24 protein-coding genes and 1 riboswitch are annotated in these 25,969 nt (G+C 63.0%); of the genes, 3 read left to right on the top strand and 21 right to left on the bottom strand.

Annotated elements, in window-relative coordinates:
• Positions 1 to 16 precede the first annotated feature (16 nt).
• From qhpC to peaA, 3 genes are all read right to left on the bottom strand, one after another.
• Entirely contained in the window at positions 17 to 340 is a 324-nt protein-coding gene (qhpC, locus tag PMI34_RS15125; RefSeq protein ID WP_008016081.1) for a quinohemoprotein amine dehydrogenase subunit gamma, read from the bottom strand.
• A 1-nt stretch (position 341) separates the two neighbouring features.
• Positions 342 to 1,772: a quinohemoprotein amine dehydrogenase maturation protein gene (gene peaB, locus PMI34_RS15130; RefSeq protein WP_008049740.1), complete on the bottom strand. Its 1,431-nt coding sequence runs from the start codon at positions 1,770 to 1,772 to the stop codon at positions 342 to 344.
• An 81-nt stretch (positions 1,773 to 1,853) separates the two neighbouring features.
• Positions 1,854 to 3,434 (bottom strand): quinohemoprotein amine dehydrogenase subunit alpha, encoded by a 1,581-nt coding sequence (gene peaA / locus PMI34_RS15135; protein ID WP_008049739.1) that lies wholly within the window; start codon positions 3,432 to 3,434, stop codon positions 1,854 to 1,856.
• A 489-nt stretch (positions 3,435 to 3,923) separates the two neighbouring features.
• Between peaA and PMI34_RS15140 the strand changes: the two genes are divergently transcribed.
• Positions 3,924 to 5,414, top strand: a complete 1,491-nt coding sequence (locus PMI34_RS15140) for an aldehyde dehydrogenase family protein (RefSeq protein ID WP_008049737.1) — start codon at positions 3,924 to 3,926, stop codon at positions 5,412 to 5,414.
• A 122-nt stretch (positions 5,415 to 5,536) separates the two neighbouring features.
• Here PMI34_RS15140 and qhpG read toward each other — a convergent pair whose 3' ends face one another.
• The 14 genes from qhpG to cobO all read right to left on the bottom strand — a co-directional run bounded on the left by qhpG (position 5,537) and on the right by cobO (position 20,373).
• Positions 5,537 to 6,832, bottom strand: coding sequence for a flavin-dependent monooxygenase QhpG (gene qhpG / locus PMI34_RS15145; protein WP_008049735.1), 1,296 nt, complete (start codon positions 6,830 to 6,832; stop codon positions 5,537 to 5,539).
• Complete coding sequence (qhpE, locus tag PMI34_RS15150) at positions 6,829 to 7,506, bottom strand: subtilisin-like serine protease QhpE (protein ID WP_008049734.1); 678 nt, start codon at positions 7,504 to 7,506, stop codon at positions 6,829 to 6,831. Before qhpE ends, qhpG begins: the two co-directional genes overlap by 4 nt.
• Complete coding sequence (locus tag PMI34_RS15155) at positions 7,496 to 9,214, bottom strand: ABC transporter ATP-binding protein (protein WP_008049733.1); 1,719 nt, start codon at positions 9,212 to 9,214, stop codon at positions 7,496 to 7,498. The genes qhpE and PMI34_RS15155 overlap by 11 nt, the downstream gene beginning before the upstream one ends.
• The gene (locus PMI34_RS15160; protein ID WP_008049732.1) at positions 9,214 to 11,118 is read right to left on the bottom strand and encodes a sigma-54-dependent Fis family transcriptional regulator; all 1,905 of its coding nucleotides are present in this window, start codon (positions 11,116 to 11,118) and stop codon (positions 9,214 to 9,216) included. Before PMI34_RS15160 ends, PMI34_RS15155 begins: the two co-directional genes overlap by 1 nt.
• 218 nt (positions 11,119 to 11,336) lie before the next feature.
• Complete coding sequence (locus tag PMI34_RS15165) at positions 11,337 to 12,068, bottom strand: adenosylcobinamide-GDP ribazoletransferase (RefSeq protein ID WP_008049731.1); 732 nt, start codon at positions 12,066 to 12,068, stop codon at positions 11,337 to 11,339.
• 2 nt (positions 12,069 to 12,070) lie between these two features.
• Entirely contained in the window at positions 12,071 to 12,646 is a 576-nt protein-coding gene (gene cobC / locus PMI34_RS15170; RefSeq protein WP_008049730.1) for an alpha-ribazole phosphatase family protein, read from the bottom strand.
• A complete protein-coding gene (gene cobT / locus PMI34_RS15175; protein ID WP_008049729.1) occupies positions 12,643 to 13,698 on the bottom strand; it encodes a nicotinate-nucleotide--dimethylbenzimidazole phosphoribosyltransferase in 1,056 nt (351 codons plus the stop codon). The genes cobC and cobT overlap by 4 nt, the downstream gene beginning before the upstream one ends.
• Positions 13,695 to 14,216, bottom strand: a complete 522-nt coding sequence (gene cobU / locus PMI34_RS15180) for a bifunctional adenosylcobinamide kinase/adenosylcobinamide-phosphate guanylyltransferase (RefSeq protein WP_008049728.1) — start codon at positions 14,214 to 14,216, stop codon at positions 13,695 to 13,697. The genes cobT and cobU overlap by 4 nt, the downstream gene beginning before the upstream one ends.
• Positions 14,217 to 14,379: 163 nt before the next feature.
• Complete coding sequence (locus PMI34_RS15185) at positions 14,380 to 15,831, bottom strand: cobyric acid synthase (protein ID WP_008049727.1); 1,452 nt, start codon at positions 15,829 to 15,831, stop codon at positions 14,380 to 14,382.
• On the bottom strand, positions 15,828 to 16,820 hold the full coding sequence (cobD, locus tag PMI34_RS15190) for a threonine-phosphate decarboxylase CobD (protein WP_008049726.1): 993 nt from the start codon (positions 16,818 to 16,820) through the stop codon (positions 15,828 to 15,830). The genes PMI34_RS15185 and cobD overlap by 4 nt, the downstream gene beginning before the upstream one ends.
• Complete coding sequence (gene cbiB / locus PMI34_RS15195; protein ID WP_008049725.1) at positions 16,813 to 17,721, bottom strand: adenosylcobinamide-phosphate synthase CbiB; 909 nt, start codon at positions 17,719 to 17,721, stop codon at positions 16,813 to 16,815. Before cbiB ends, cobD begins: the two co-directional genes overlap by 8 nt.
• Positions 17,718 to 18,368 (bottom strand): 5,6-dimethylbenzimidazole synthase, encoded by a 651-nt coding sequence (gene bluB / locus PMI34_RS15200; RefSeq protein ID WP_008049724.1) that lies wholly within the window; start codon positions 18,366 to 18,368, stop codon positions 17,718 to 17,720. The genes cbiB and bluB overlap by 4 nt, the downstream gene beginning before the upstream one ends.
• Entirely contained in the window at positions 18,365 to 19,765 is a 1,401-nt protein-coding gene (locus PMI34_RS15205) for a cobyrinate a,c-diamide synthase (protein WP_008049723.1), read from the bottom strand. The genes bluB and PMI34_RS15205 overlap by 4 nt, the downstream gene beginning before the upstream one ends.
• Positions 19,762 to 20,373, bottom strand: a complete 612-nt coding sequence (gene cobO / locus PMI34_RS15210) for a cob(I)yrinic acid a,c-diamide adenosyltransferase (RefSeq protein WP_008049722.1) — start codon at positions 20,371 to 20,373, stop codon at positions 19,762 to 19,764. The genes PMI34_RS15205 and cobO overlap by 4 nt, the downstream gene beginning before the upstream one ends.
• A gap of 82 nt (positions 20,374 to 20,455) precedes the next feature.
• Positions 20,456 to 20,688, bottom strand: a riboswitch (cobalamin riboswitch).
• 161 nt (positions 20,689 to 20,849) lie between these two features.
• Between cobO and PMI34_RS15215 the strand changes: the two genes are divergently transcribed.
• Together PMI34_RS15215 and PMI34_RS15220 are read left to right on the top strand one after the other, a co-directional pair.
• Entirely contained in the window at positions 20,850 to 21,434 is a 585-nt protein-coding gene (locus PMI34_RS15215) for a hypothetical protein (protein ID WP_008049720.1), read from the top strand.
• Positions 21,435 to 21,500: 66 nt separating this feature from the next.
• Positions 21,501 to 22,814 (top strand): PQQ-dependent sugar dehydrogenase, encoded by a 1,314-nt coding sequence (locus PMI34_RS15220; protein ID WP_008049717.1) that lies wholly within the window; start codon positions 21,501 to 21,503, stop codon positions 22,812 to 22,814.
• A 38-nt stretch (positions 22,815 to 22,852) separates the two neighbouring features.
• Here PMI34_RS15220 and PMI34_RS15225 read toward each other — a convergent pair whose 3' ends face one another.
• From PMI34_RS15225 to hda, 4 genes are all read right to left on the bottom strand, one after another.
• A complete protein-coding gene (locus tag PMI34_RS15225; protein ID WP_008049715.1) occupies positions 22,853 to 23,515 on the bottom strand; it encodes an O-methyltransferase in 663 nt (220 codons plus the stop codon).
• 18 nt (positions 23,516 to 23,533) lie between these two features.
• Complete coding sequence (locus PMI34_RS15230; RefSeq protein ID WP_008049713.1) at positions 23,534 to 24,070, bottom strand: C40 family peptidase; 537 nt, start codon at positions 24,068 to 24,070, stop codon at positions 23,534 to 23,536.
• A 165-nt stretch (positions 24,071 to 24,235) separates the two neighbouring features.
• Positions 24,236 to 24,868 carry a C40 family peptidase gene (locus PMI34_RS15235; RefSeq protein ID WP_008017885.1) on the bottom strand — a complete coding sequence of 211 codons (633 nt, stop codon included), beginning with the start codon at positions 24,866 to 24,868 and terminating at the stop codon, positions 24,236 to 24,238.
• A gap of 222 nt (positions 24,869 to 25,090) precedes the next feature.
• Positions 25,091 to 25,795, bottom strand: coding sequence for a DnaA regulatory inactivator Hda (gene hda, locus PMI34_RS15240; RefSeq protein WP_007984552.1), 705 nt, complete (start codon positions 25,793 to 25,795; stop codon positions 25,091 to 25,093).
• Between the last annotated feature and the right edge of the window lie 174 nt (positions 25,796 to 25,969).

Raw genomic sequence — 25,969 nt, 5'->3', positions numbered from 1 at the left:
AATCCTTCTTCTGTGATCACTTGTCTTTGGGGAAGACAGTGCCGAGGTTGCGCCAGTTGTCGTTGGACGCCTGGGCATCCTTGTTCCAGTCCGGGTAGGTGCTCATCATGTCGGGCACCTGGGCCGGCCACCAGCAGGGGTCGGAGCAACCGTAGAGGTCGGCCTCCATCGGCTGGCACAGCGACGACACACCGCCAAACGCATCGATTTCCCAGCCCGGGTCGGTGGTCGAGGCACAGCCCGCCACGGAGCTCATGGCCACCACTTCTTCAATGCGGTTTTCATCCGCGGCCTGATCCAGCTTCAACGCTTTGTTATTGATTGCCTTGAGATGTTTCATATCAGTGAGCCTTGCGCGGAGTGATGTAACTGCTGATGAACGCAGGGTTGTTGGCCATGATCCGGGTGTAGACCTCGATGCCGAAGTCGACCCAGTCACGCATCAGTTCGCAGTAGTGATAGGTCGGGTGGGTCGGGTCGCCGTAGCGGGCGTAGCTCTCGTGGTAGCAGCCGCCGGAACACAGGTTGCGGATCTGGCAGTCCTCGCAGCCGGTGTTGGTGCGGTCCAGGCGCTGGGACAGGAAGTCGTTCAATTCCACCTGTTTCACACCGCTGTGGACGTTGCCGAAGGTCGGCAGGCTCGAGCCGGTAAAGCGGTGGCACAGGTTCAGTTCGCCCTTGTGATCCACCGCCAGCATCTTCAGGCCCGCGCCGCATGGCAGGGCTTTCTTGTGGCCTTCGTGGATGTCGGTGATGAGCTGATGCAGGTTGGAGAAGCCGATGTTGCGGTGCTCCAGCGCCGCTTCCAGGTAACGACGACCGAGGGCCTTCATGTTGGCGAACACCTGCACCAGTTCATCGCTGGTGAGGTTGAAGCTGCTGATGTCGCCGGAGGTCACCGGGGCGAAGCCGACTTCGGCAAAACCCAATTCGTTGAACAGGTGATCCCAGATGGTTTCAACGTCGGTCACGCCGGTGGTGAGGGTCACCCGCGCGCCCACCGGACGGCTGTTGTAGCGCGACAGCAGCATCTCGGCCTTGCGCCGCACCACGTCATAGGTGCCCTGCCCGCCCACGGTGATGCGGTTGCGGTCGTGCACGGTCTTCGGCCCGTCGATGCTGACCGACAGCCCGAAACGGTGGGCATTGAGGTAGTCCACGGTTTCTTCGGTGAGCAGCGTGGCGTTGGTGGTCATGACGAATTCGACGAACTTGCCTGCCTCGGCAAAACGCTTCTCACAGTAGTCGACCATGTACTCGATCAGCTTGCGGTTGCTCAGCGGTTCGCCGCCGAAGAACACCACGGTGAAACGCTCTTCGTCCGGGGATTCGCGCAGCAGCATTTCCACCGAGGCGATCGCCGTTTCGACGTCCATCTTTTTGCCCGCCGACGGCTTGTCGAGGTCTTCCTTGTAGCAGTAGGTGCAACTCAGGTTGCAGCCGGTGTTGACGTTGAGCACCACGGTATTGATCGCCGTGCGCTCGACCCGCTTGGTAGCGATGTCCGGGGTCAGCGGCGAACCATCGCTGACCAGTTCCAGGGCCATCAGTTCGCGCAGGGTCTCGGTGATTTCCTCGCCGTTGAAACGCGCGGCCAGGCGCTGGATCAGGTCGTCCGAGGAACAACCGGGCCCGCGCAAGGTATCGATGATGGTGCCCGTCAGTTCATCGCTGGCGAACAGCGAACTGCTGGGGATGTGAAACAGCATGCGGTCGGCATCGACCTGCACTTCGTGCAGGTTGCGTTCGACCAGATTCAAGATAGCGCCCATGGCAAACCTCCTGTGCAGACCCCGCTTGGCGGGGCTTGCGATCATTCCGAAAAGTGTCTGAAGCCTGTGCTGTCAGCCAACTCATGGAATGGGTGGGTTGTTCCAGCGTTGCACGGTCACGATCATGTGGCCCTCGCCGGTCAGGGATTTCCCTGCGTCGTCGACGGCGGCAATCACCTTGAGGTTGCCGGCATTGTTGGTGGACATCTTGCGTGCCGGGTTCGGCCCGGCATCGCCCGGGGTGAATACGCCGGTGTCGGCCTGCATGGTGCCGGCGAACTTGACGTCTTCGTCTTCCTTGGCGCGGTCGTCGAAAGCCTCGACTTTCCACTGCGCCGGGAACACACCGATTCGATACGGCTTGCCGTCAGCACCCTTGCCCCAGGCTTCCGCGTCGAAACGGCCCTGGACTTTCGGCGTCGAACCACCGCCCTCGCCGATCCGCGCCACCGAGAATTCCGGCACCACTTTGACTGCATCGATCTTGCTGTACACCGACAGGCTCGGGCCTTTCAGGGTACCGACGGTGACTGCACGCAGCCCCGGTTGCGCGTTGGCGGCAGCCTTGAGCTTGACCTTGATTCGCTCGGGGCTCTGCTCGACGACTTCAACCACTTCCACACCTTTACCGAAGTTCGGTTTGCCGGTCAGACCGCTGCCGATCAACGTCACCTCGGTTTCGCTGCCGGCCTTCAGATAACCGGGCTGCACCGCCAGCAAACGGTTGGAGCCCTGCCTGGCTGCGACGAAGTCCAAACCACGTTCATCGTGCTCGGCCTCGAACATCCGGCCCTGCATCGCATTGCCCTGGGCGGCGAACACCTGGCGCATGGTCACGCCGTCGATGGTCACGTTGCCGCGCCATTCGTAGCCGGTGTAGAGAATCGCACTGCCGTCGCCATTGAACGGGCTGCCGTCGGCGTACCGGCCTTTGACGCTGACCTTGAAGGTGTCGCTGCCATCGGCACTCACGGTCATGACACCGGCCAACTCCCCCTTGCCCGGCAAGTGGCCGCTGAAGCTCCAGTCGCCCACCAGGGCATCGGCTTTGGGCGCCGCGCTCTGCCATTTTTTCCAGGCCGGGTTGTCCAGCGGATAACGCTTGGCCAGCAGCGGCACCATTTCTTTGCGGGCCATATCGAACCAGTCGCGGTCCCGGGACAGCGCCTGGTATTCCAGGGACGGCCATTGGCCGAGGTGGAAGTTCACCAGGCGTTCCCACTCCTGGGCCGGACGCCGTTGCAAGGCTACCCGCGCACCGGAGTGGCAGCGGCCGCACATCTGGCTGGTCTGGTCGTCGAAGTGCTCGACGGTATTGAGTCGCCGCTCCAGCGCATAGCGCACGCCGTCGGTTTCGCTCGGTGCCAGGCCCTGGGTGTCGGCCAGGTACTTGACCAGCGTGCGACGGTCGTCATCGCTGATCTGCAAACCGTGCATGGTCTGCATCCGGGCGATGCTCATCAGCCAGCCTTCCGGCGTTTTGCGCTGGTGGCTGATGCGGCTCAGGGCGTTATCGGCTTCGGGGGTGTGACAGCCCTGACAGGTTTCCTTGAGGATGGTCTGGGCGTCGCGGGCTGCCAGGCTATGAGGCGAATGCAGCGCTATACAAGCGGCTACGGCCAGCAGGCTGGCGCTCATGCCTGATCGGAGTTTTCTCTTCATCAACGTCGAACCTCGCACGGTGCGTTCTTATTGTTGTGGCTTATCGTTTTTATGGTTTCTGCCGCCGGCTTTGATCCGCTGACGGAGGCAAGAGAAACGTCTGCGATGAGCAATACACGGAGCGTGCCAGCTTATGAATAGTGTTTTTTATCAATCATTTAGTGGAAATAATGAGTGATTGGCGACTGATAAACCTGTCGGCGTGCGTCTAATATCGCGACATCTGTTGCACTCTGAGACAAGCATAGGATCAAGATCAGAAGATCGCAGCCTTCGGCAGCTCCTACAGGTGCACACCGATTCCAGTGCAGGAGCTGCCGCAGGCTGCGATCTTTTGATCCTCGCTGTCGCAATTTGCGACGCTCACTTGCTCCCCTGTCATGGGCAAATAACCCAAGAGCCCCATCCGATCAGGGTTCCAATCAAACAAGGAAAACTGGCACAACCGTTGCGAAAGACCTCGCCACACGAACAAGACGAGGTTTCATCATGTCGCTCCCAAACCTGCTTCCCGCCACTTCGGCATTCATCCAGCGCGCCCCGCGCATGCTCATCGGCGGTGACTGGGTCGAGGCCGCCGACGGCCAGACCATGCCCCTGCACAACCCGGCCACCGGTGAGGTGTTGTGCGTGGTGCCACGGGCAACGCCAGAAGATGTCGACCGTGCGGTGCTCGCCGCCCGCCAGGCGTTCGACGATTCAGCCTGGACCCGCACCCGTCCCCGGGAGCGGCAGAACCTGCTGTGGAAACTCGCCGACCTGATGCAGCGCGACGCCGAACTGCTGGCTCAGCTGGAATGCCTGAACAACGGTAAAAGCGCGGCGGTGGCTCAAGTGATGGACGTGCAACTGTCCATCGATTTCCTGCGCTACATGGCCGGTTGGGCGACCAAGATCGAAGGCTCCACGGTTGACGTATCGGCACCGCTGATGCCCAACGACCAGTTCCACAGTTTTATTCGCCGCGAAGCGGTGGGCGTGGTAGGCGCCATCGTTGCCTGGAACTTCCCGCTGTTGCTGGCCTGCTGGAAACTCGGCCCGGCTCTGGCCACCGGTTGTAGCGTGGTACTCAAGCCCGCCGACGAAACCCCGCTGACCGCATTGAAACTCGCCGAACTGGTGCTGGAGGCCGGTTATCCCGAAGGCGTGTTCAACGTGGTCACCGGCACCGGCATCACCGCAGGTTCGGCCCTGACCCACAACCCGCTGGTGGACAAGCTGACCTTCACCGGCTCCACCGCCGTGGGCAAGCAGATCGGCAAGATCGCCATGGACTCCATGACCCGGGTCACCCTGGAGCTGGGCGGCAAATCACCGACCATCGTCATGGCCGACGCCGACCTGAAAACCGCCGCGGCCGGAGCCGCCAGCGCGATCTTCTTCAACCAGGGCCAGGTCTGCTGCGCAGGCTCGCGCCTGTATGTGCAGCGCAAGCACTTCGACAATGTGGTGGCGGACATCAGCGACATCGCCAACGCCATGAAACTCGGCAACGGCCTGGACCCGAGCGTCGACATGGGGCCGCTGATCTCGGCGCGCCAGCAGGAGCGCGTCTACGGGTACATCGAAAAGGGCCGGGAGGGCGGCGCGACCATCGCCTGCGGCGGTGAGCAGTTCGGGCCGGGCTTCTTCGTCAAGCCGACGGTGATTGTCGACGTCGATCAGAAGCACTCATTGGTGCAGGAAGAAATCTTCGGGCCGGTGCTGGTGGCGATTCCGTTCGATGACGAGGCCGATGCTTTGCGCATGGCCAATGACAGTCCGTATGGATTGGGCGCGAGCATCTGGTCCAATGACCTGGCGGCGGTGCACCGGATGATTCCACGGATCAAGTCAGGCTCGGTGTGGGTCAACTGCCACAGCGCCCTGGACCCGGCATTGCCCTTCGGCGGCTACAAGATGTCCGGGGTCGGGCGTGAAATGGGGTATGCGGCGATCGAGCATTACACTGAGTTGAAGTCGGTGTTGATCAAGTTGTGATTTGTAGCGTCCTTCAGGCCACCTTCGCGGGCAAGCCCGCTCCCACAGAGTTTTGCGTCGTACACAAATCCACTGTGGGAGCGGGCTTGCCCGCGAAGAGGCCGGTCCAGACAGCTCAAATATCAGGGTTTGTATCCCTGAGCCAACAACCAGCCGCGAACCATCCTTCCCTGCTCCACCGTCAACCCGGCCAACACCTGCTCGGCCAGCTCAGTGCGCAATCGCCGCACCAGCGGCGCCACCTCAACCCCATGCACATGCCAGATCCCCAGCGGCTGATCCACCGTGATCACCACCTCGGCCTCATCGACAAATCCGTCACGCAGCACCGGTGCGAGTTCGATTCTAAGGGCATTGAAATCGGCCTCGGCATGGGCCACCTCGGCGTCCGGCCAGTTCCGCCGGGCCTGCCAGAACGGCTGATCCAGCCAGCGTTGCTCATCGGCATAAAAATCCCGGCCGATCCGCGCAAATCGCAAAAACAACTGCTCCACCCGTTGCTGGTGAAAACGCTGGGCCAGAGCCGCCCGTTCGGGTTTGCACAGCAGCGTGTTGATCACCGCCGGCGCCTGCAATGCCGAAGACAACGACTGAAAGATGCCGTTGCCCGACAGCGGGTCGACAGCCATTGCCGCATCGCCGACCCGAATCCAGTTTTCGCCACACACCTGCGGACTGAGAATCGCCGTGCTGCTGCGGGCGTGCAGCTGTAGATCCGCTTCCTCCTCACCAGCAAAGAATGCCTCGGCAAGACAAGAAGCATGGCGCCGCTGCCGACAGTATTCGAGCAACATGGCCTTGCCCGGCAACCCGGCGCTGGCCACGTCCACCGTCCATTGCCAGTAACACTGGCCGTCGGCGCGCCGCGCCATCCATGCCCAGCCGTCCTCGAGGCTTTCCACGGCGCTGGCGGTGCTGCCCGGCGAACCCTGCCAGCGATTGAGCAAGCTGACGGTCTCGGGCCCACGCAAGCCCTTGCCGATAGCGGGGGCCTGACGTCCTCGTGCTTCCACGAGAAACGGCGCGAGCAGCGGTTCGCCTCCGTCGATTTCGATTCGGTGGCCATTGGCCGATGACTGAACCGTCAGCACCCGGCCTTCGATCAGCTCGACCCCTGCCAGGCGCAAATCCTCACGCAGGCCTCGGTCAAACACCGGACGGTCGAGCAAGTATTCGATGTTCTGCGCGTGGCGCTGGCCATTCCACGAAACCTGGCGTTGGGACGGCAGCGCCGCTTGCGCCAACGCCTGATGCAGGCCCGCGCCGCGCAAGGCTTCCAGAACCCGCACGGACACGCCTTCGAGCGCGGCAAACCGGCGCCATTCGCTGATCAGCGTGACGCCATGGCCCAGCCGCCGTAGCCCCAGTGCGACGGCGGCGCCGGCCGGTCCCGCGCCCAGAATGACGATGTCGGTCATGGCCCGAAGCGCCGTTCAGGGCCACGGTAACGGGCATGCTCACGCAACCACTCGATGACTTGCTCATTGCTGGCGTCAGGCTGTTCGGCGAGGAATCCGGCGATGTGCCCGCTCAAGGCGGCACAACCGAGGCTCGCCCCGGATTGCCCCGGGTAGGTGCCATGGACACAGGCGGCGAAATCCGCCTGGGCGCTGTTGAGCCACGACCATTCCTGCTCGGCACACCGCGCATCGCCGGTGACCCGCAACACCTGCCGATAGTTCGCCGGAAACACCCCTTCCCCCTGGGCCGGGCTCGACGCACACAACAGCACGCCCCGCGCCACCGCCGCCGCGCAGGCCGCGCGCAGCAGGCTGCGATCCTGGCGCAGGCCAAGGCTCAGATTGATCAGTCGCACGTCCTGCGTCAGCAGCCAGTCAATCGCCGTGGCGATCTGCAAGGCGCTGGTGACACCCCGCTGGTCGAACACCTGGGCCACGCAAAACAGCGCCGAAGGTGCACGCCGGCCGATCGCCTCGATCACCGCACTGCCATGCCCCAGCGGGTCCTCGCGCAAGTCGCCCTCGGCCAGGCCGTCTTCAAGCAATGAAAAGCGCCGGCCGGCGATCACTTGCACCCGTTGTGCCGCCGAGTGGCCGCTGTCCACCACACCAATGCGCAACTCAGGTTTCATGCTGCACCGCTTTCGAGGTCAGCACGCCGTCGAGCAATTCGAAGCGCAGATCGGCATCGGCCAGGGTTGAGGGGCGATGGCTGATCAGGATGCGCGTACGCCCGGCAAACAAGCGGTCGATGGCGTCGATGACTTCGCGCTCGGTGGCTTCATCCACCGCGGAAGTGGCTTCATCGAGCACCAGAATCAAAGGGTCCTGCAACAGCGCCCGGGCAATCGCGATGCGTTGCTTCTGCCCACCGGACAACTGCTGGCCCCGCTCGCCCAAGGGGCTGTCGAGACCTTCGGGCAAGGACTCGATCAGACTGTCGAGTTGCGCCAGTCGCGCCACGTCGGCAATCGCCTCGCGGCTGGCGTCCGGCACCGCGTAGGCCAGGTTGTCGGCGAGGCTGCCGCGAAACAGCACGATGTCCTGGCTGACGATGGCGATGCCCCGACGCAACTGGAACAGGTCCAGTTCGCGCAGATCGACGTCGCCCAGCAGTACCCGGCCCGATTGCGGATCGTGATGACGTTGCAGCAGGTCGATCAGGGTGGATTTACCCACGCCCGAGCCGCCGCTGAGGGCCACCTTCATACCGTAGGGAATCCGCGCCTCGATGCCGCGCAGGGTCGACTGGCGGCCAGGATGGGCGAAGTGCACGTTGTCGAACCACAGATCGCCGCCTTTGGGCATCGCCCGTGGGGTATCGGGCGTCAGCACGGTCGGTTGTTCGCCGCGCAACTCCATGACCCGACCGAGGCTGACGGTCATCCGCTGAATCGCAACGTAAAGCCCGAGCAAGCTCTGCACCGGCCCCACGGCCATCCCCAGGTAGGTGGAAAACGCAATCAGGGCGCCGAGCTGCCAGGTGCCCTGCACCACCCAGTACCCGCCGATCAAGAATGCGCAGGCCCGGGACAATGAGGTCAGCGTGCCGGGCACGGCCTGGGTGAAAAATTCGGTGACCTGCAGGCGCAGCAACTGGCTCATGTAGCCCTGCCCCAGCGTCTCGAGGCGCCGTGCTTCGCGCTGTTGCTGGCCGGCGGACTGGATGAACTTCATCACCGGCAACGTCTCGACCATGAACGACGACATGTCCGCCGAACGCTCGCGCAACTGCCGCACATCGCGCTCGACCTTGCGCCGCATCCAGCGCAGCCAGAGGACATCGAGGGGAATCAGTAGCAGGGCCAGCAGCGAGAGCTTCCAGGACAAGGCCAGCAGCATCGCCACGGCCACCACCAGGCCGATCACGCTGGACACGGCCGAGAACAGCGAGTCCACGGCAAAGCGCTGGATTTCCGCGACATCGCCGTCGAGGCGCGACATCAGGTCGCCGATGCGCCGCTGGCCGTAAAAGCCCGGTGACAGGGTTTGCAAATGGCGGTACAGGTCATCGCGCAGGGCAAACAGCATGCGCCCGGACAGTCGCGTGTGCAGGTAGCGGTTGATGCCCGAAAGCGCCGTGCCCAGCAATCCGGCGACGATCATCAGCCCGGCGATCATGACCAGCATCGGGAAGTTGCGCGCCAACAGGCCATCGTCGATCAGCAGTTTGGTCAGCCACGGCTGCACCAGCACCAGCGCCGAGGCGCAGACCGACAAACCCAGCAGCCCGGCAATCGCCAGGCGATGGGGTCGCACGAAGCTGTAGAGCCAGCGCAGTGACGCTTGCAGCGCCTCGGGGTTCTGGCTGTCGATCAGCCGAACGATCAAGCGCTGCATCACGAACGCAACTGTTTGAGCTTGCGATAAAGCGTCGCGCGGCTGATGCCCAGGGCGTCGGCGGCGGCCGAGACGTTGCCCTGATGGGTGTCCAGGGACTGGCGAATCAATTCCAGTTCGTTTTCCCGGATGCTGCCGGCCTGGGGCCGTTCGCTGGCGGTCAACTCGTCGAGCATGCTGTCGGGCAAGTGGTCGAGGGTCAACACGGTTTCGCCCGGTTCGCGCATGGCCAGCGCGGTGCGCAGGACCATCTCCAGTTGGCGGATGTTGCCCGGCCAGTGATAGCCGCTGAGCAAACGATCGAGATCATCGTGCAGGACCACGGCGGGTGCGCCCAGTGTCGTCAGCATACGAGTGACCAACGCGCCGAAATCTTCGCGTTCGCGCAGGGCCGGGAGCATCACGCTGATACCGTTGACCCGGTAGAACAGGTCTTCGCGAAAGTGTTTTTCTTCCACCAGACGCTTGAGGTCGCGGTGGGTGGCGCAGATCAGCGCGACGTCTATGTCCTGCTCTTCGCCAGCGCCCAGGGGCGCGACCTTGCGATCCTGCAACACCCGCAACAGCCGGGCCTGCAAGGCCAATGGCATGTCGCCGATTTCATCGAGAAACAAGGTGCCGCCATGGGCCTGTTGCAAGCGCCCGACCATGCCGCCCCGGCGTGAACCGGTGAACGCGCCTTCGCGGTAGCCGAACAATTCGGACTCGATCAGGCCTTCGGGAATGGCCGCGCAGTTCACCGCCACGAAGGGTTTGTCGCAGCGGCTTCCGGCCATGTGCAGGGCGCGGGCGATGACCTCCTTACCGGTGCCGGTTTCGCCCAGCAGCAAGACCGGCAACTCATTGGCCAGGCCTTGACGGGCCATGCGCAAGGCACGGGCGTAGCGCGTATTGCTGCCGGCCAGCGCTTCCAGATCCGGTTGCGCCTTGGCCGGTTTCGCAACAGTGCGCGGCGGGTTGCTGACGTTGATCGAGCGTTGCGGCGCGCGCAGGGTCTTGTAGAAGAATTCACCCTTGGCGGTTTGCAGGCTGCCGGCCCCGCCCTGGTGCAGACGCGCCAACAACTGCAGGCCGTCGACGCCGAGAAACTCCTCGCAGCGCCGACCGACCAGGGCCGAGCGCTCGGCATGGAGCAACTGGCAGGCCTGGGCGCTGACCGCGAGGATCTGCCCGCCCAGGCTCACCGCCAGCAAGCCTTGCCACGGGGATTCCAGGTATTGCCTGCGGCTGTGGAAGGCCAGGACGATTTCGTCCGGATAGCTGGCGTTGAACACCCGGCTTTCGATCTGGCTGACGGCCATGGCCAGCAACGCGGTGCTGTCGTGGGCGCGGCCGAGGGGACCTTCGCGGGTCAGGTCGAGGACGCCAAGAATGTCGCCTTGGGGGCAATGGATCGGCACCGAAGTGCAGGAAAAATCACTGAGGCGATCCAGATAATGTTCGCCGCAATCGATCAAGGTCGGCCGGGCTTCCACCAGTGCCGTGCCCAGGGCGTTGGTGCCGCGAACCGCTTCGCTCCAGCAGGCGCCAAGGGTGATGTCCTGCAGGCCACTGCCCTTGAGACGGTCGGCGCGGCCTTCGACGGCGAGGATGGTGGCGTCGGAGTTGGCGAGGATGATCAGCCCTTCCTTGCCCTGACGCTCGGCCAGGTAATCGATGGCCGGCAGCGCGGCGTCAATCAACAGGCGATTGCTGGCCAGCAACAGGTCCAGGCTGGCGCTCGATTCCAGCGCCAGCTCATGCTTGGCATTGAAATGCACGCCATGGCTCAGGCTGCGCCGCCACGAGGCATCGATTTCCGCACGCAGGACGCCATCCGGCACTTCGCCTTCCAGGTGCAGTTTTTCCCGGGCCAGCCGGGCTTCGCGATGCAGTTTGGGGGAGTTTGTTTTTGTTGGCGTCATCAAGCGCTCCGGGTCATCCACCCTGCGCCTTCATACGTCGGCGCCCTGCCGCAATCTTTACGTTAACGTCAGGGCCATGGCAAGTGCCTTACAGCGCTTGTGTTCCGTCAGGTGGACCGTGTCATCGTTCTTCGCGCGCAAGCCAACAGATATGCGGCTTTACTCGGACACTGTGGGAGCAACTGCCTTCATCATGCCACTCGTCACCGTCACTGCCCTCAGACTAACGCCAATCCGACCACCCCCCCTACCTCCAGCAACTCCAGCATTGCCCCTGCCGTATCGCCCGTCGTTCCACCGAGTCGCCGCAGCATGACCTGTCGCAACCAGGCAAATCCAAGAGCGGCCAACACCACCGCCAGCACACCACTCAAGCCTGCAATCAGCACACAGGCCAATGCACTGACCGCCAACACCTGCTTGCCCGCCGAACGCGGAAGATGATCGGCCAATGCCTGGCCCAGGCCACCGGCGCGCACATAAGGCGTAGTCAGGAACAAGCCGAGCAAAGCGCTGCGACCGATCAACGGTACGATGATCAATGCCAGCGAATGCGGCTGCTCGATCAGCGTCAACAGCGCGGTGAATTTGAGCAACAACACCAGCACCAGCGTCACCACGGCGATCGGCCCGCTGCGCGGGTCTTTCATGATGGTCAGCGTACGCTCGCGGTCGCCAAAACCACCCAGCCAGGCATCAGCGCTGTCCGCCAGGCCATCGAGATGCAAGCCGCCGCTGAGCAGCACCCAAAGGCTCAGCAACAGTGCCGCGTGCAGCAAGGTCGGCGTGCCCAGCAACAGCCAGTTCACTGCCCACAGAATGGCGCCAAAGAGCAGCCCCACCAGCGGATAAAACAGCAGCGACCGCCCCAGTTCCCGGGGCTCAGGCATACCGGGCAGGCGAATCGGCAGGCTGCTGAGAAATTGCAGGGCGATCCAGAATGGCAGCATGGTCAGAGCACTTCCTTCAACAAGCCCGCAGGCTCCACCGTCAGCGAAAACAGCGCACCATGCCCGACCTCAACGTTGAGCAGTTGCTCTCGCGGCAGCCCCCGGGCTTGCGCCAGCAACAGGCGCATCACACCACCATGGCTGATCAACAGAATGCGCTCACCGGCACAGGTCGCGTGCAAACGCTCCAGCGCTGCCAGCACCCGTGCCGAAAAGTCTGCAACCGGCTCACCCCGAGGCGGCGTGAACGAATAGGGATCGGCCCAGAACAAGCCCAGGGCCTGCGCGTCGGTTTCCATCAACGCCGCCGCGCTCTGCCCTTCCCAGGCGCCGAAATGCAACTCTTGCAGGTCTTTATCCAGTTGCACCGGCACACCCGATTGCGCACCCAGCTCCTCGGCAAACCGCGCACAACGCTGCAACGGCGAACTGACCAGCCGATCCCACGGCCCTTGCCCGACCACGGCGGCGCGCATCTGCGCCCAGCCCGTGTCGGTCAACGCATCATCGATGCTGCCGCGCAAACCGCCACCGAGTTCGGTTTCACCGTGACGCAACAGATCCAGGCGCAAAGTCATGCCGGACGATCTGCCACGGCGGCTTCGGCGAAGGTCGCCATCTGACCGTGCAGATCGCACGCCAGGCGCAGCAGCGGCACAGCCAATGCCGCGCCACTGCCTTCGCCAAGGCGCAGGCCGAGATCGAGCAAGGGTTGCGCCTTCAGGGTTTCCAGCACATGACGATGTCCCGGCTCGGCGCCACGATGACCGAACAACAGCCACTGACGACATTCTGGATTCAAGCGCACCGCAACCAGTGCCGCGACGCTGCAAATGAAGCCGTCCACCAGCACCGCGACACCTTCCTGGGCACACGCGATATAGCCACCGACCAGCGCGGCAATCTCGAAACCGCCGAGATTGAACAGTGTCTGCAAGGCATCGTCACGCTGCGCGCCATGCAATGCCAGGGCGCGCTCGATCACTTGAGCTTTGTGGCTGACACCTTCGGCATTGAGCCCGGTGCCAGGCCCGGTCAAATGCACCACCGGACAATCGAGCAGCGCGCACGCCAGGGCGCTGGCGGCGGTGGTATTACCGATGCCCATTTCGCCACCGATAAACAACTGCGCACCGGTGGCAATGGCCCGCTGCACGCTGTCACGGCCGGCCTGCAAGGCGAGTTGCCCTTGGGCCTGAGTCATGGCCGGCCCCTGTACAAAGTTTGCCGTGCCCAGGCCGACATTCAGGTGCCGCACGCCCGGCAGGTCCAGCGACGGCGTGACCGTGCCAAGGTCAACCACCTCGAGGGAAGCGCCCAGTTGCCGCGCCAATACGCTGATCGCCGCACCACCGCTGACGAAGTTGAGCAGCATCTGCCCGGTCACTTCCTGGGGAAACGCCGACACGCCCTCGGCGACGACACCATGGTCGCCGGCAAAAATCGCGATCCAGACCTGCTCCAGACTCGGCTTGACCCGCCCCTGCAAACCCGCCAGTTGCACCGCCAGCGCCTCCAGTTGGCCGAGGGAGCCGGCCGGCTTGGTCAGTTGCTGCTGCCGCGCCCGGGCCTGTTCGACCGCTTGGGTATCGACCGGCTTGCACGGGTTCAGCCACCAGGATTGAGTCATAACGCAGTTCCTTTCAGAGTCAGGGGCAGGCCGGCGACGGTCAGGACGACACGCTGACAACGCTCAGCCAGAGCTTGATGCAGCCAACCGGCTTCATCGACATAGCGGCGAGTCAATTCGCCCAGCGGCACGACACCCATTCCGGTCTCGTTGCTGACAAAAATGATTTCACCCGGCAGCGATGCCAGGCATTCGAGCAGAGCATCTCGCTCGGCTTGCAGCCGCTCGGCATCGTCGAGCATCAGCAGATTGGTCAGCCACAGGGTCAGGCAATCCACCAGCAGGCAGCGGTCGGCGCGGGCGGACTCACGCAGTACCCGGGCCAGCTCGACAGGTTCTTCGATCAATGCCCATTCGGCAGGACGACGAGCGCGGTGATGAGCCACCCGCTCGCTCATTTCGCCATCCAGTGGCTGGCTGGTGGCGATGTAGGTCACGGCCAGGGCGCTGTCGATGGCGAGTTTTTCAGCCAGGCGACTCTTGCCGGAGCGGGCGCCGCCGAGGATCAGTTGGAGCATGGTTGTTTCCTTGAAATATTCGGTGAAGCGACTGGCCTCATCGCGGGCAAGCCCGCTCCCACAGGGTTAGGAGGTGTACTCACATTTCATGATCAACCCAAATCTCTGTGGGAGCGGCGGTGCGGCGATCCGACTTGCTCGCGAAGAGGCCAGAGCTTACACCTCAGAATCCACAGAGCCGCCGCAACAGCCCGGTATCCAGATGCTTCTCCACCAGATCCGCCAGCCGCTCGATATCACGCTCGCGCAAGCCGTGATAATCCACGTCCTGCACCTCCTGCAAACCCGCCCAGCGAAGCAGCGCACTGCACGCCGCGGGCGATTCGAACAGCCCGTGCAGGTAAGTGCCGAAAATCTGCCCGTCAGCACTTTGCGCACCATCACAGCGGCCGTCATCCAGTTGCACGGCGGCATGTTCCAGGGCCGGCCCGGTGGTCACGCCGGCATGAATTTCATAGCCCGCCACCTGCGCATCTTCCAGCGCCAGGCGACCACGCACATTGCGCAACTGCTTCTCTTGTTCGAGTTGAGTCTGGAAGGCCAACAGCCCCAAACCGACGCTGGAACCCGGCGCCCCTTCAAGACCCAGCGGGTCATGCACCTGTTCACCGAGCATCTGCAGGCCGCCACAAATCCCCAGCAGTTTCCCGCCGTAGCGCAGATGCCGGGCGATGGCGGTGTCCCAGCCGTTGGCCCGCAGGTACGCAAGATCACTTCGAACACTTTTCGAGCCAGGAAGAATGATCAGATCGGCGGACGGAATCGCCTGGCCGGGGCCGATGAATTGCAGGTCCACTTGCGGATGCAGGCGAAGCGGATCGAAATCGGTGTGATTGCTGATGCGCGGCAGCACCGGCACCACCACCTTGAGCACCTGTTCGGCTTTATCGGCCTGGCGTTGATCGATGCCGTCCTCCGCCTCCAGGTGCAGGTCCATCACGTAGGGCAGCACGCCGATCACCGGTTTGCCCGTGCGCTCTTCGAGCCAGTCGAGGCCGGGTTGCAGCAACGCGATGTCGCCGCGGAAACGATTGATGATGAAGCCTTTGACCCGCGCCTGTTCGCTCGGCGACAGCAGTTCAAGCGTCCCGACCAGATGGGCAAAGACCCCGCCGCGATTGATATCGGCGATCAGCAGCACCGGGCAGTCCACTGCTTCGGCGAAGCCCATGTTGGCGATGTCCCCGGCCCGCAGATTGATTTCCGCCGGCGAGCCCGCGCCCTCGACCATCACCAGCGGATATGCCGCACTCAAGCGCTCGTGGGAGGCCAGCACCGCTTGCATGGCGATGGTTTTGTAGTCGTGATAGGCGACGGCGTTCATGGTCGTGACGGCGCGGCCATGGATGATCACCTGGGCACCGGTGTCACTGTTGGGCTTGAGCAACACCGGGTTCATGTCGGTGTGCGGCTCAAGGTTCGCGGCCTGGGCCTGTACCGCCTGGGCGCGGCCGATCTCGCCACCGTCGGCGGTCACCGCACTGTTGAGGGCCATGTTCTGCGGCTTGAACGGCACCACCCGGACGCCTTGGCGCGTAGCCCAACGGCACAGCGCGGTCACCAGCGTGCTTTTACCGGCATCCGATGTGGTGCCCTGCACCATCAGCGTGGTCATTGGTTTTCCTTGGCGAAATCTTCGAACGCCTGTGCCAGTCGTACCCAGGCGATTTCGTCACCGGGCAAGCCGAATCGCAAACTGCCGTTGTGCGTGAACAACCGCAGGAGAATGCCGCGCCGGGCCATGAATACATGCAGCTCTTCGGCATGCTCGGTGACCAGCCACTGGAACAGCGCACAACCGCCCTGGGGTTCGAAGCCGTGTTGCTGCAGCAACGACGCAAGGCGCTCGCTGGCCTCTTCGGTGCGCACCCGTTGCCGAATTTGCCCTTGCGTATCGCGCAGGCAGGCCTGGCCAACGACCCGGGTTGCCCCGCTCACGGCCCAGGGCCCCACTTGTTCAGCCAGCAACTTGAGCAGCTTGCGCTCGGCCAGCACAAACCCCAGGCGCACACCGGCCAGGCCGAAAAACTTGCCGAAGGAGCGCAAGACGATCAGCCCGACTTGATGGGCAAACGGCGCCAGGCTCAGTTGCGGCGTGTTATCCATGAACGCTTCGTCCACCACCAGCCAGCCACCGCGCTGGGCGAGCCGCGTGTGCCAGTCGAGCAGCCGACTGGGGGTGAGGCTCAGGCCCGTGGGGTTGTTCGGATTGACCACCACCAGCACGTCGAAACTGTCGATAAAGAAGTCGACTTCCTGCTCCAGCACTTCACGCACGATGTAGCCGTTGCGACGCCACGCTTCGGCGTGCTCGGCGTAACAGGGCGACAGCACGCCGACCTTGCCCGCCCGACGCAATCGCGGCAGTAGCTGTATCGCCATTTGCGAGCCGGCCACCGGCAATGCCTGCAAGGTGCCGTAGTAATCACAGGCGGCCTGTTCCAGACCATCGTCCGCCTCCGGCAAACGGGCCCAGGCCCGCAGCGGAATATCCGGCACCGGGAACGGCCAGGGCGCAAGGCCCGTGGACAGGTCCAGCCAGTCGGCTTCATCTATGCCGTACTCAAGTGCCGCCTTGCGCAGCCGCCCACCATGCTCAAGCATAAAATTCGGCCCCCAGGCAGAGAATCAGCAGCCATAACCATACCCCGCGCTGGACCAATTGCCAGCCCCGGTCAATGGAGTCGGCATTCGCCGGCACGCCTTCACCCAGCTGCGGACGCTGATGCAGTTCGCCGTGATAAATCGCCGCCCCGCCCAATTCGACGCCCAGGGCGCCCGCCCCTGCCGCCATCACCGGGCCGGCGTTCGGGCTGTCCCAGGTCGGGCCCTGGGTGCGCCAGCATTTCAACGCCAGCCGGGTTTTGCCCAGCAACGCGTAAGTCAGTGCCACCAGGCGCGCAGGAATGTAATTGAGCACGTCGTCGACCTTCGCCGCCGCCCAACCGAACCGTTCGAAGCGTTCATTGCGATAACCCCACATCGCATCCAGCGTATTGCTCAGGCGGTAGAGCACCACGCCCGGCGCGCCGGCCACGGCAAACCAGAACAACGCCGCGAACACCGCGTCGCTACCGTTCTCCAGCACCGACTCGGTAGCGGCCCGGGCGACTTCGGTTTCATCCAGATCACTGGTTTTACGGCTGACCAGATAACTCACCCGCTTGCGTGCTTCAACAAGATCGCCGCCGCGCAGGGCCCTGGCCACAGGCGTGACGTGCTCACCGAGGCTGCGCATGCCGAGGGCGCAATAGAGGGCGAGAATCTCGACGATCCAGCCGACATAAGGCGCCCAGGAGAATGCCGTGGCCAACAGCGTCAGCGGCAACACGGCGATCACCCACGCGGTGACGCCATGACTGCGCCAGCCGCGACCGCCGCCGTTGAAACGTTGCTCGATGCGCTCGGCAAAACGGCCGAACGCCACCAGCGGATGCCAGCGTTTGGGTTCACCCAGCAGCGCATCCAGCGCAACCGCGGCGACACTCAACAACGCCACACTCATTGACTCACTCCCCAATAGTTTTCATACAGCAATTCATGCAGCGCACGCGCCTGTGCCCAGCCTTCGAGCACCAGCATCGGCGCCGGATAGAACGCCTTCACCGGTCCCAGGCACAGCACCGCCAGCGGCTTGGCACCGGGCGGCAACCTCAACAGGTCCGCCAGTGCCTGGGGTTCGAACAGCGACACCCAACCCATCCCCAGCCCTTCGGCTCGGGACGCCAACCACAGGTTCTGGATCGCGCAGGACAACGAAGCCATGTCCATTTCCGGCAAGGTGCGGCGACCAAAGATATGCTGCTCGCGGTCGTCCATCAGTGCGGCGACCAGCACCTCGGCGCAATCGTTGATACCTTCGACCTTGAGCTTCATGAACTCATCGCTGCGCTCGCCCAGGGCTTCGGCGGTGCGGATGCGCTCTTCTTCCACCAGGGCCTGGATTTGCCCGCGCAAGGCGCGATCGCTGATTCGGATAAAGCGCCAGGGCTGCATCAGGCCGACACTGGGGGCCTGGTGTGCGGCCTCGAGCAGGCGCCGCAGCAATTCGGGCTCGACGGTGCCGCCGCTGAAGTGGCGCATGTCGCGGCGCTCGCCGATGGCGCGATAGACCGCTGCGCGTTCGGCTTCGGAGAATGCGTTGTCGGTCATGGCCTCTTCGCGGGCAAGCCCGCTCCCACCAGGGATTGCATTTCTACAGGCATTACACCGCCCACTGTGGGAGCTGGCTTGCCAGCGATGGCGGTTTCAAGGCCGGGCGCAAACAGTGCGGCAACTGCTTGCGGATTGGACGGAAAATAAAAGTGCACATAAGAGGCAGTCATCCGCCCCTCACGGTAGACCGCCTCCGCTCCGCGCCCGCCGTTAGGGCTCAAGCCACGGGCAATCGGCGCCAGCTCAGTGGTGGTCAGCGAATGGTGATAGGTGTGCCCGCGCAGCGAGCCTTCCGGCAATTCCACCGCTTGCAACGCCAGCGCTGCCAGTCGCTTTTGCATGACCGCATCACCGGCCAGCAAGCCAACCAGTTCGGCGCGAGTGCCCTCGACGTCGGTCAGGGAGTCGAGCAGATACAGCATGCCGCCACACTCGGCGAGCAATGGTTTGCCCGCCCGGTGGTGGGCGCGGATCGCGTCGAGCATCGCGGTGTTTTGCGCCAGCGCAACATGGTGCAGTTCCGGGTAACCGCCCGGCAGATACAGGCTGTCCGCTTCCGGCAACCCTCGGTCGCGGATCGGCGAGAAGAACAACAGCTCGGCGCCCATCGCCCGCAGCAGATCCAGGCTCGCGCCGTAGGTGAACGCAAAGGCTTCATCGCGGGCGACGGCAATGCGCACGCCGGCCAGCAGCGGTTCGGCCGCGATGACATCAGGGGCGGCGAACTCAACCGCCGGCGGCAGCGCGACCTCGCAACTGCTGGCCAGGGCATCGGCTGCCGCATCCAGGCGCAAGTCGAGATCGTTCAACTCACTGGCCTGCACCAGCCCCAGGTGCCGGCTCGGCAACTCGATCCCGGTTTCCCGGGACAGCGCGCCGTACCAGCGCAAACCTTCAGTCAGGCTGCCCTCGAGCAGTTGCGCGTGGCGCAACGTGCCGACACGATTGGCCAGCACGCCAGCGAACGGCAAGTCCGGCTGATAACGCGCCAGCCCCAGGGCCAATGCGCCAAAGGTCTGGGCCATGGCCGTGCCATCGATCACCCCCAGCACCGGCACACCGAAATGCCGCGCCAGGTCGGCACTCGATGGCGTGCCGTCGAACAGCCCCATGACGCCTTCGATCAGGATCAGGTCGGCTTCAGCGGCGGCTTCCCACAACAACCGGCGACTTTCCTGCTCGCCGACCATCCACATGTCCAGTTGATACACCGGCGCACCGCTGGCGCGTTCGAGGATCATCGGATCGAGAAAGTCGGGGCCGCACTTGAACACACGGACCTTGCGCCCCTGATTGCGATGCAATCGGGCCAGTGCCGCGGTGACGGTGGTCTTGCCCTGGCCGGAAGCTGGCGCGGCAATCAGTACCGCCGGGCAATGACGAGGCTGGTTCACAGTTCGACGCCTTTCTGCGCTTTGATCCCGGCCTGGAAGGCGTGTTTGATCACGCCCATTTCGGTGACGGTGTCAGCCATCTCGATCATTTCCGGCTTGGCGGCACGACCGGTGACCACCACGTGTTGCATCGGTGGCCGGGCCTGCAAGTCGCTGAGCACTTGATCGAGATCGAGGTAGCCGTGCTTGAGGGCGATATTCAGCTCATCCAGCACCACCAGGCCGATGGAAGGATCGCGCAGCAGTTCCCGGGACACCGCCCAGGCGGCTTCGGCGGCGGCGATGTCGCGCTGGCGGTCCTGGGTTTCCCAGGTAAAGCCTTCGCCCATCACATGAAAACGCACCTGCTCGGGAAAGCGCCGGAAGAACAACTCTTCGCCCGTGCTGTTGCGGCCCTTGATGAACTGCACCACACCGCATTGCATGCCGTGCCCCATGGCGCGGGCAAGCATGCCGAAGGCCGAGCTGCTCTTGCCCTTGCCGTTGCCGGTCAGCACCAGCAGCAGGCCACACTCGTTCGGGGAATTGGCGATGCGTTCGTCGATCACGGCTTTTTTGCGCTGCATGCGCGCCAGGTGGCGTTCGTCACGATCAGGGGTATCAGTCATGGGGGAGCTCTCCGTTGAGGCAGGAATAACGGCGGGCAGGCACAACAATAGAAGGCAAAAAGCCTGGCATCGCCCACCGTGATGCCGCTGGATGAATCAGGCCGGTCTCCGGGCTCATGAGTGGCGCGGGGCCAGACCGTGCGCCTTCCCGCATCGAATCGACACAGTGGCATCACACACAGTTTTCACTCATTTACCGTTGCGGGGGCAGCGCCGGAATTGCGGGCCTTCGACCAACAGAAGGACTCACTCACCGGCTTCCCTGTTTCACTCTGTCGACCCAAGCCACAGAGCACCTGAAACAAGCCGCGAAGGTTAGAGGGTTGGGGGTGGAGCGTCAATTAAAGCCGGGAGGCCAACGACCGAATAACTGCCATCAATCAATAAACTGACGTCAATCTTGTGCCACGCTCCCAGCAGTGATATCAAAGAGCCACAACCCCACAACCCCACAACACAACAACAAGGGTGAGCCCATGCAAGGCATGATCATCAGCAATCCAAAGCTGGAATTCCTGCGCCCGGTGCTCGAACACTGGTTCGAATGCATCGACCGTTACAACGCCGTCCGCGGCGATGGCGACACACCGTACTGGCACGACGAAAAGGCCAATCTCGGACTGCTGTCCGCCGCCGCCTGGATGGCCGAGATGGTCACGCTGCAACAGACGCCCACCCGCAAGCAGACCGAAGAAGGCGAACGCAACAGCCGCGCCGACCTGCTCCTGGCTTCGTCCGAAACCCGCGCCTACATCCAGACCAGCCAGCGCTGGCCACGGGTCAACAGCCTCAACCTGACCCAGGCCCTGCTCGACATCGCCAGCGATGCGAAGCGCCTGAGTCACGCCAGCGACCTGAAACTCGGCTGCCTGTTCGTCGCCCCGCAAAAAGCCCAGCAGGGCGCCACCCCGGAAGAACTCCAGGACATGGTCGACGACCTGCAAAAAGAACACACCTGCGCTGTCGCCTGGTATTTCCCTTATGCCTACCGCAAGTTGCGCAACGAAGCCGGCAACTATCACCCCGGCGTTGCGGTGCTGTTCAAGGAAGCCCGCGGCTGAGGGTTGAACCATCGCACGACAACCCTTCTCTATGATTAGAACAAGGCATTCATAGGAAAGACCAGCATGCGCACGCCCCCGCTCGTTCTCGTTATCGCGCTCAGCGGAGGGCTCGCCGCTTGTGGCGAGACCTCCCGCCTGCAAGTCTCCGACGGTACCGGCCCGTCACCCCGACTACCAGAACCCAACAAGACACTGGTTCCGACCGTGAACATCGCTCCGGCCATCGGCTGGCCTCAGGGTGCGAAACCCGTCGCCGCCACGGGCACTCAAGTGACCGCTTTTGCCGAGGACCTGGATCACCCCCGCTGGCTTTATGTGCTGCCCAACGGCGATGTGCTGGTGGCGGAAACCAACGCACCACCCAAACCCGAAGACGGTAAAGGCATTCGCGGCTGGGTCATGAAGAAAGTCATGGGCCGCGCCGGGGCCGGGGTGCCCAGCGCCAACCGCATCACCTTGCTGCGCGACAAGGACCACGACGGCGTCGCGGAAACCCGCACGGTGTTTGTGCAAAACCTCAACTCGCCCTTCGGCATGACCCTGGTCGGCAATGACCTGTATGTGGCCGACACCGATCGCCTGCTGCGCTTTCACTATGAAAGTGGCGATACGCAGATCAAGTCACCGCCAATCAAGGTGGTCGACCTGCCGGCTGGCCCGCTGAACCATCACTGGACGAAAAACGTCATCGCCGGCAAGGATGGCAGCAAGCTGTACGTCACCGTGGGTTCCAACAGCAACGTCGCCGAACACGGCATGGACAAGGAAGAAGGCCGCGCGGCGATCTGGGAAGTGGATCGTGCCACCGGCCAACACCGGATCTTCGCCTCCGGCCTGCGCAACCCCAACGGCATGGCCTGGGAACCGCACAGTGGCGCGCTGTGGACCGCAGTCAACGAACGGGATGAAATCGGCAGTGACCTGGTACCGGACTACATCACTTCGGTGAAAGACGGCGCTTTTTATGGCTGGCCGTACAGTTACTACGGTCAGCATGTCGATATTCGCGTCGAGCCGCAAAACCCCGACCTGGTGGCCAAGGCCATCGCCCCGGACTACGCCGTCGGCCCGCACACGGCATCACTGGGCCTGACCTTCGCCGAAAACAGCAAGTTGCCGCCGCCGTTCACCCAAGGGGCATTCATCGGGCAGCACGGCTCATGGAACCGCAACCCCCACAGTGGCTACAAAGTGATTTTCGTGCCGTTCAGCGCAGGCAAACCGGTGGGAAAACCGGTTGACGTGCTCACCGGCTTCCTCAACGACAAGGAACAAGCGATGGGTCGCCCGGTAGGCGTAGTGATCGACCGGCAGGGCGACCTGCTGGTGGCCGATGATGTGGGGAACAAGGTGTGGCGGGTATCGCCGGCAAAATAAATTCCAACTGCCAACATATTGCCCGCTCCCACAAGGGCTTAGCGTTTGCGACAGAGAGTGAGCCCGTCACCCAACGGCAACAACGACAGATCCACCCGCACATCGTCCTTCAATGCCCGATTGAGCGCCTGGATCGCCCGGGTGTCCGCGCTCTCGGGGCTGGCCTCGAGCACGCGCCCGCTCCACAGGGTGTTATCGAACACCGCCAGCCCACCAACCCGCAGCAAACGCAGGGCGTGCTCCAGATAAGCCGGGTAGTTGGCCTTGTCGGCATCGATGAACACCAGGTCGTACTGCCCGCCCTGCCCTTGTCGCTCAAGCCCGGCGAGGGTTTCCAGCGCCGGGGCCAGTCGCAGGTCGATCCGCCCGGCAAGCCCCGCTTCCTGCCAGTAGCCCCGTGCGATGGCGTTGTAGTCACCGGGGATGTCACAGCAAATCAGCGAACCGTCAGCGGGCAACGCCGCCGCCATGCACAGCGCGCTATAACCGGTAAAGGTGCCGACTTCGAGCAAGCGCCTGGCCCCCGTCAGCTTCACCAGCAGGGCAAGAAACTGCCCCTGCTCAGGCGCCACCTGCCAGCGCGCCATCGGCAGCGCCTGGGTCTCATCGCGCAAGCGCTTGAGCAAGGGTGTTTCACGCAGGGAAACATCGAGAAGGTATTGGTACAGGTTGTCGTCGAGATTAAGCGTGCGAGCAGTCATGACCAGCAGCTCCGAACGTTACGGGTTGCGCGCCAGATGTTCAGGCTGCAGAACACGCTTGGCGCTCAGGTAAGCTTTTTGCCAATACGCCTTGGACAGGCTGTCGAGCTTCACAGTGCCGCCGGTGGCCGGCGCGTGGACGAAACGCCCTTCTCCCACGTAGATGCCGGCGTGACTGACCTGGGAACCGCCATTGGTGGCGAAGAAAAGCAGGTCGCCGGTCTGCAGGCCTTCCTTGCCCACATTCGCCGCTTGCATGGAGATCATCTCGCGAGTGGTGCGCGGCAGGGCAATACCGGCGACATCGCGGTACACGTAGGCGATCAGGCCGCTGCAATCAAACCCGGAATCCGGCGTATTGCCACCCCAGCGATAAGGCGTGCCCACCAGCCCGAGCGCGCGAAACAGCACGTCTTCCGCTTCGGGCGAAAACGCTTGTGAGGAACCAAATACGATGGGAGCGCGGACCACCGGCGCAGGAGGCGGTGTGCGGCTGGCGCAGGCACTGAGCAGTGCTGCGAAGAACATGATTGCGAGGCGGGCCGACGTCGTCATAAGCAGAACATCCTGATCTGGCTGCGGCTTTTTCTGCGGGGAGCGCAGAAAAGAAAACCGCCTGCGCAGGACGCAGGCGGTTTGCCATCATTTGTAGATCAAGATTCTAGCGGCTACACGACAAACTTCAAGTAAGACTTTAAGTTCGCCTTACAAAATGTCCGCTTATTTACGTGCAGTGACGATTGGCGACGCGTTAGGTGCCATTGCCAGGGCGCGCTTGGCTTCGATGAAGGTCTTGCTCCAGTAGCTGTCACCCAGGCTATCGATGCGCACACCACCGCTGCGGCGGCTGCTGGAGTGGATGAACTGATTGTCACCCAGGTAGATCCCGGCGTGACTGACGCGACCACGACGACCGTTGGTGGCAAAGAACAGCAGGTCGCCCGGCTCAAGCTTGCTGCGCGAGACCAGCGGAGCGTCCACGTTGATCATTTCGCGGGTGGAACGTGGCAGGTTCATGCCCGCTTCTTCGCGGAACAGGTAACCGATGAAACCACTGCAATCGAAGCCGGCTTCAGAAGTACCGCCGAAACGGTAACGGGTACCGATCAGGGACATGCCACGTTCGAGGATGCTGTCGGCCAGGACCGGAAGCTGGTAGGACTTGCCGCCAGCGAAGTCTGCGAGTTCTTTTTCGGTAGCCAGTTCTTCTTGAAAAAGAGCCGAAGACTGGGCAGTAACGGAGTTTTGAACCTGCTGTTGCGGAGCTTGTTGGGCCACTGGAGTGTGGGCGGCGCAACCGAACAACAGGGTAACGAGTGCGAGAGGCACGAGGGGTGCGAAGCGATTTAGCATGGGCACGACCGTGGCTGAAAGTTGTAAAGAAGCCGAGACTATGCCCGCTATCAACTTCATTTGCAAATTCAATCGATCTTTTTGTGACTTATCCGTTTCTCGTTTACATCTAAGCGCTTAAGCCCATTTTAAACATGCACGCGGCCTGCAACCTTGCAGGAAAGCGGGATTTCTGGCGCCTGAAAGATGCCGAACCGGCTAAAAGCCCCGGCTGCAGCGGGTTTACCAGCCGAGGGTTTCTTTCAAAAACGGGATTGTCAGCTTGCGCTGAGCCTGGAGGGAGGCCTGATCGAGACGCTCGAGCAGTTCGAAAAGCGCACTCATGCTGCGGGTACCGCGAGTCAGAATGAAATGCCCGACTTCATCGGTCAGATGCAGGCCGCGACGGGATGCGCGCAATTGCAGGGCGCGCAGCTTGTCCTCATCGGACAGCGGGCGCATCTGGAAGATCAAGGCCAGGGTCAGGCGGGACTTGAGATCCGCCAGCTTCACCGGCAACTCACGCGGGGATGTCGATGCGGCAATCAACAAGCGTCGACCGCTGTCGCGCAAGCGATTGAACAGATGGAACAGCGCCTCTTCCCAGTCCGCTCGCCCGGCGACCACTTGCAAATCATCCAGGCAGACCAGTTCGTACTGTTCCAGGTTGTCGAGGATTTCGATACCGCGATCGAGCAGCTCGGCCAGAGGCAGATACACCGCCGGCTCGCCCAATTGCTCGAAGCGCAGGCAGGCGGCCTGCAACAGGTGCGTACGCCCTACCCCGTCCTTGCCCCAAAGGTAGATCAGGCTTTCGGTCCAGCCGGCGTCGGCTTCGCACAGCCGCTCGACATAGCCGAGTGCAGCGGCATTGGCGCCTGGGTAGTAGTTGATAAAGGTGGCGTCGTCACGCAGACGCACACCTAGGGGCAGCTGAATCGGTTTCATGCTGACTGAACAGTTCCAAAGGAACCGTTAGTGGCCTCTGTGTAAAGTTTGCGAAGTTTATACCCGTGAAGCGGACCGCACAATGCGACAGACCACAAGCAAAATCAAAGGTTTGCGTTAATGCACCGGTTTTATGACAGATTCTTTGGCGGTGCATGTGACAGTCGGGCAACG

Origin of the sequence: Pseudomonas sp. GM74, from assembly GCF_000282455.1 — a bacterium.
Lineage (GTDB): Bacteria > Pseudomonadota > Gammaproteobacteria > Pseudomonadales > Pseudomonadaceae > Aquipseudomonas.
This window is presented reverse-complemented; position numbering and strand designations above follow the sequence as displayed.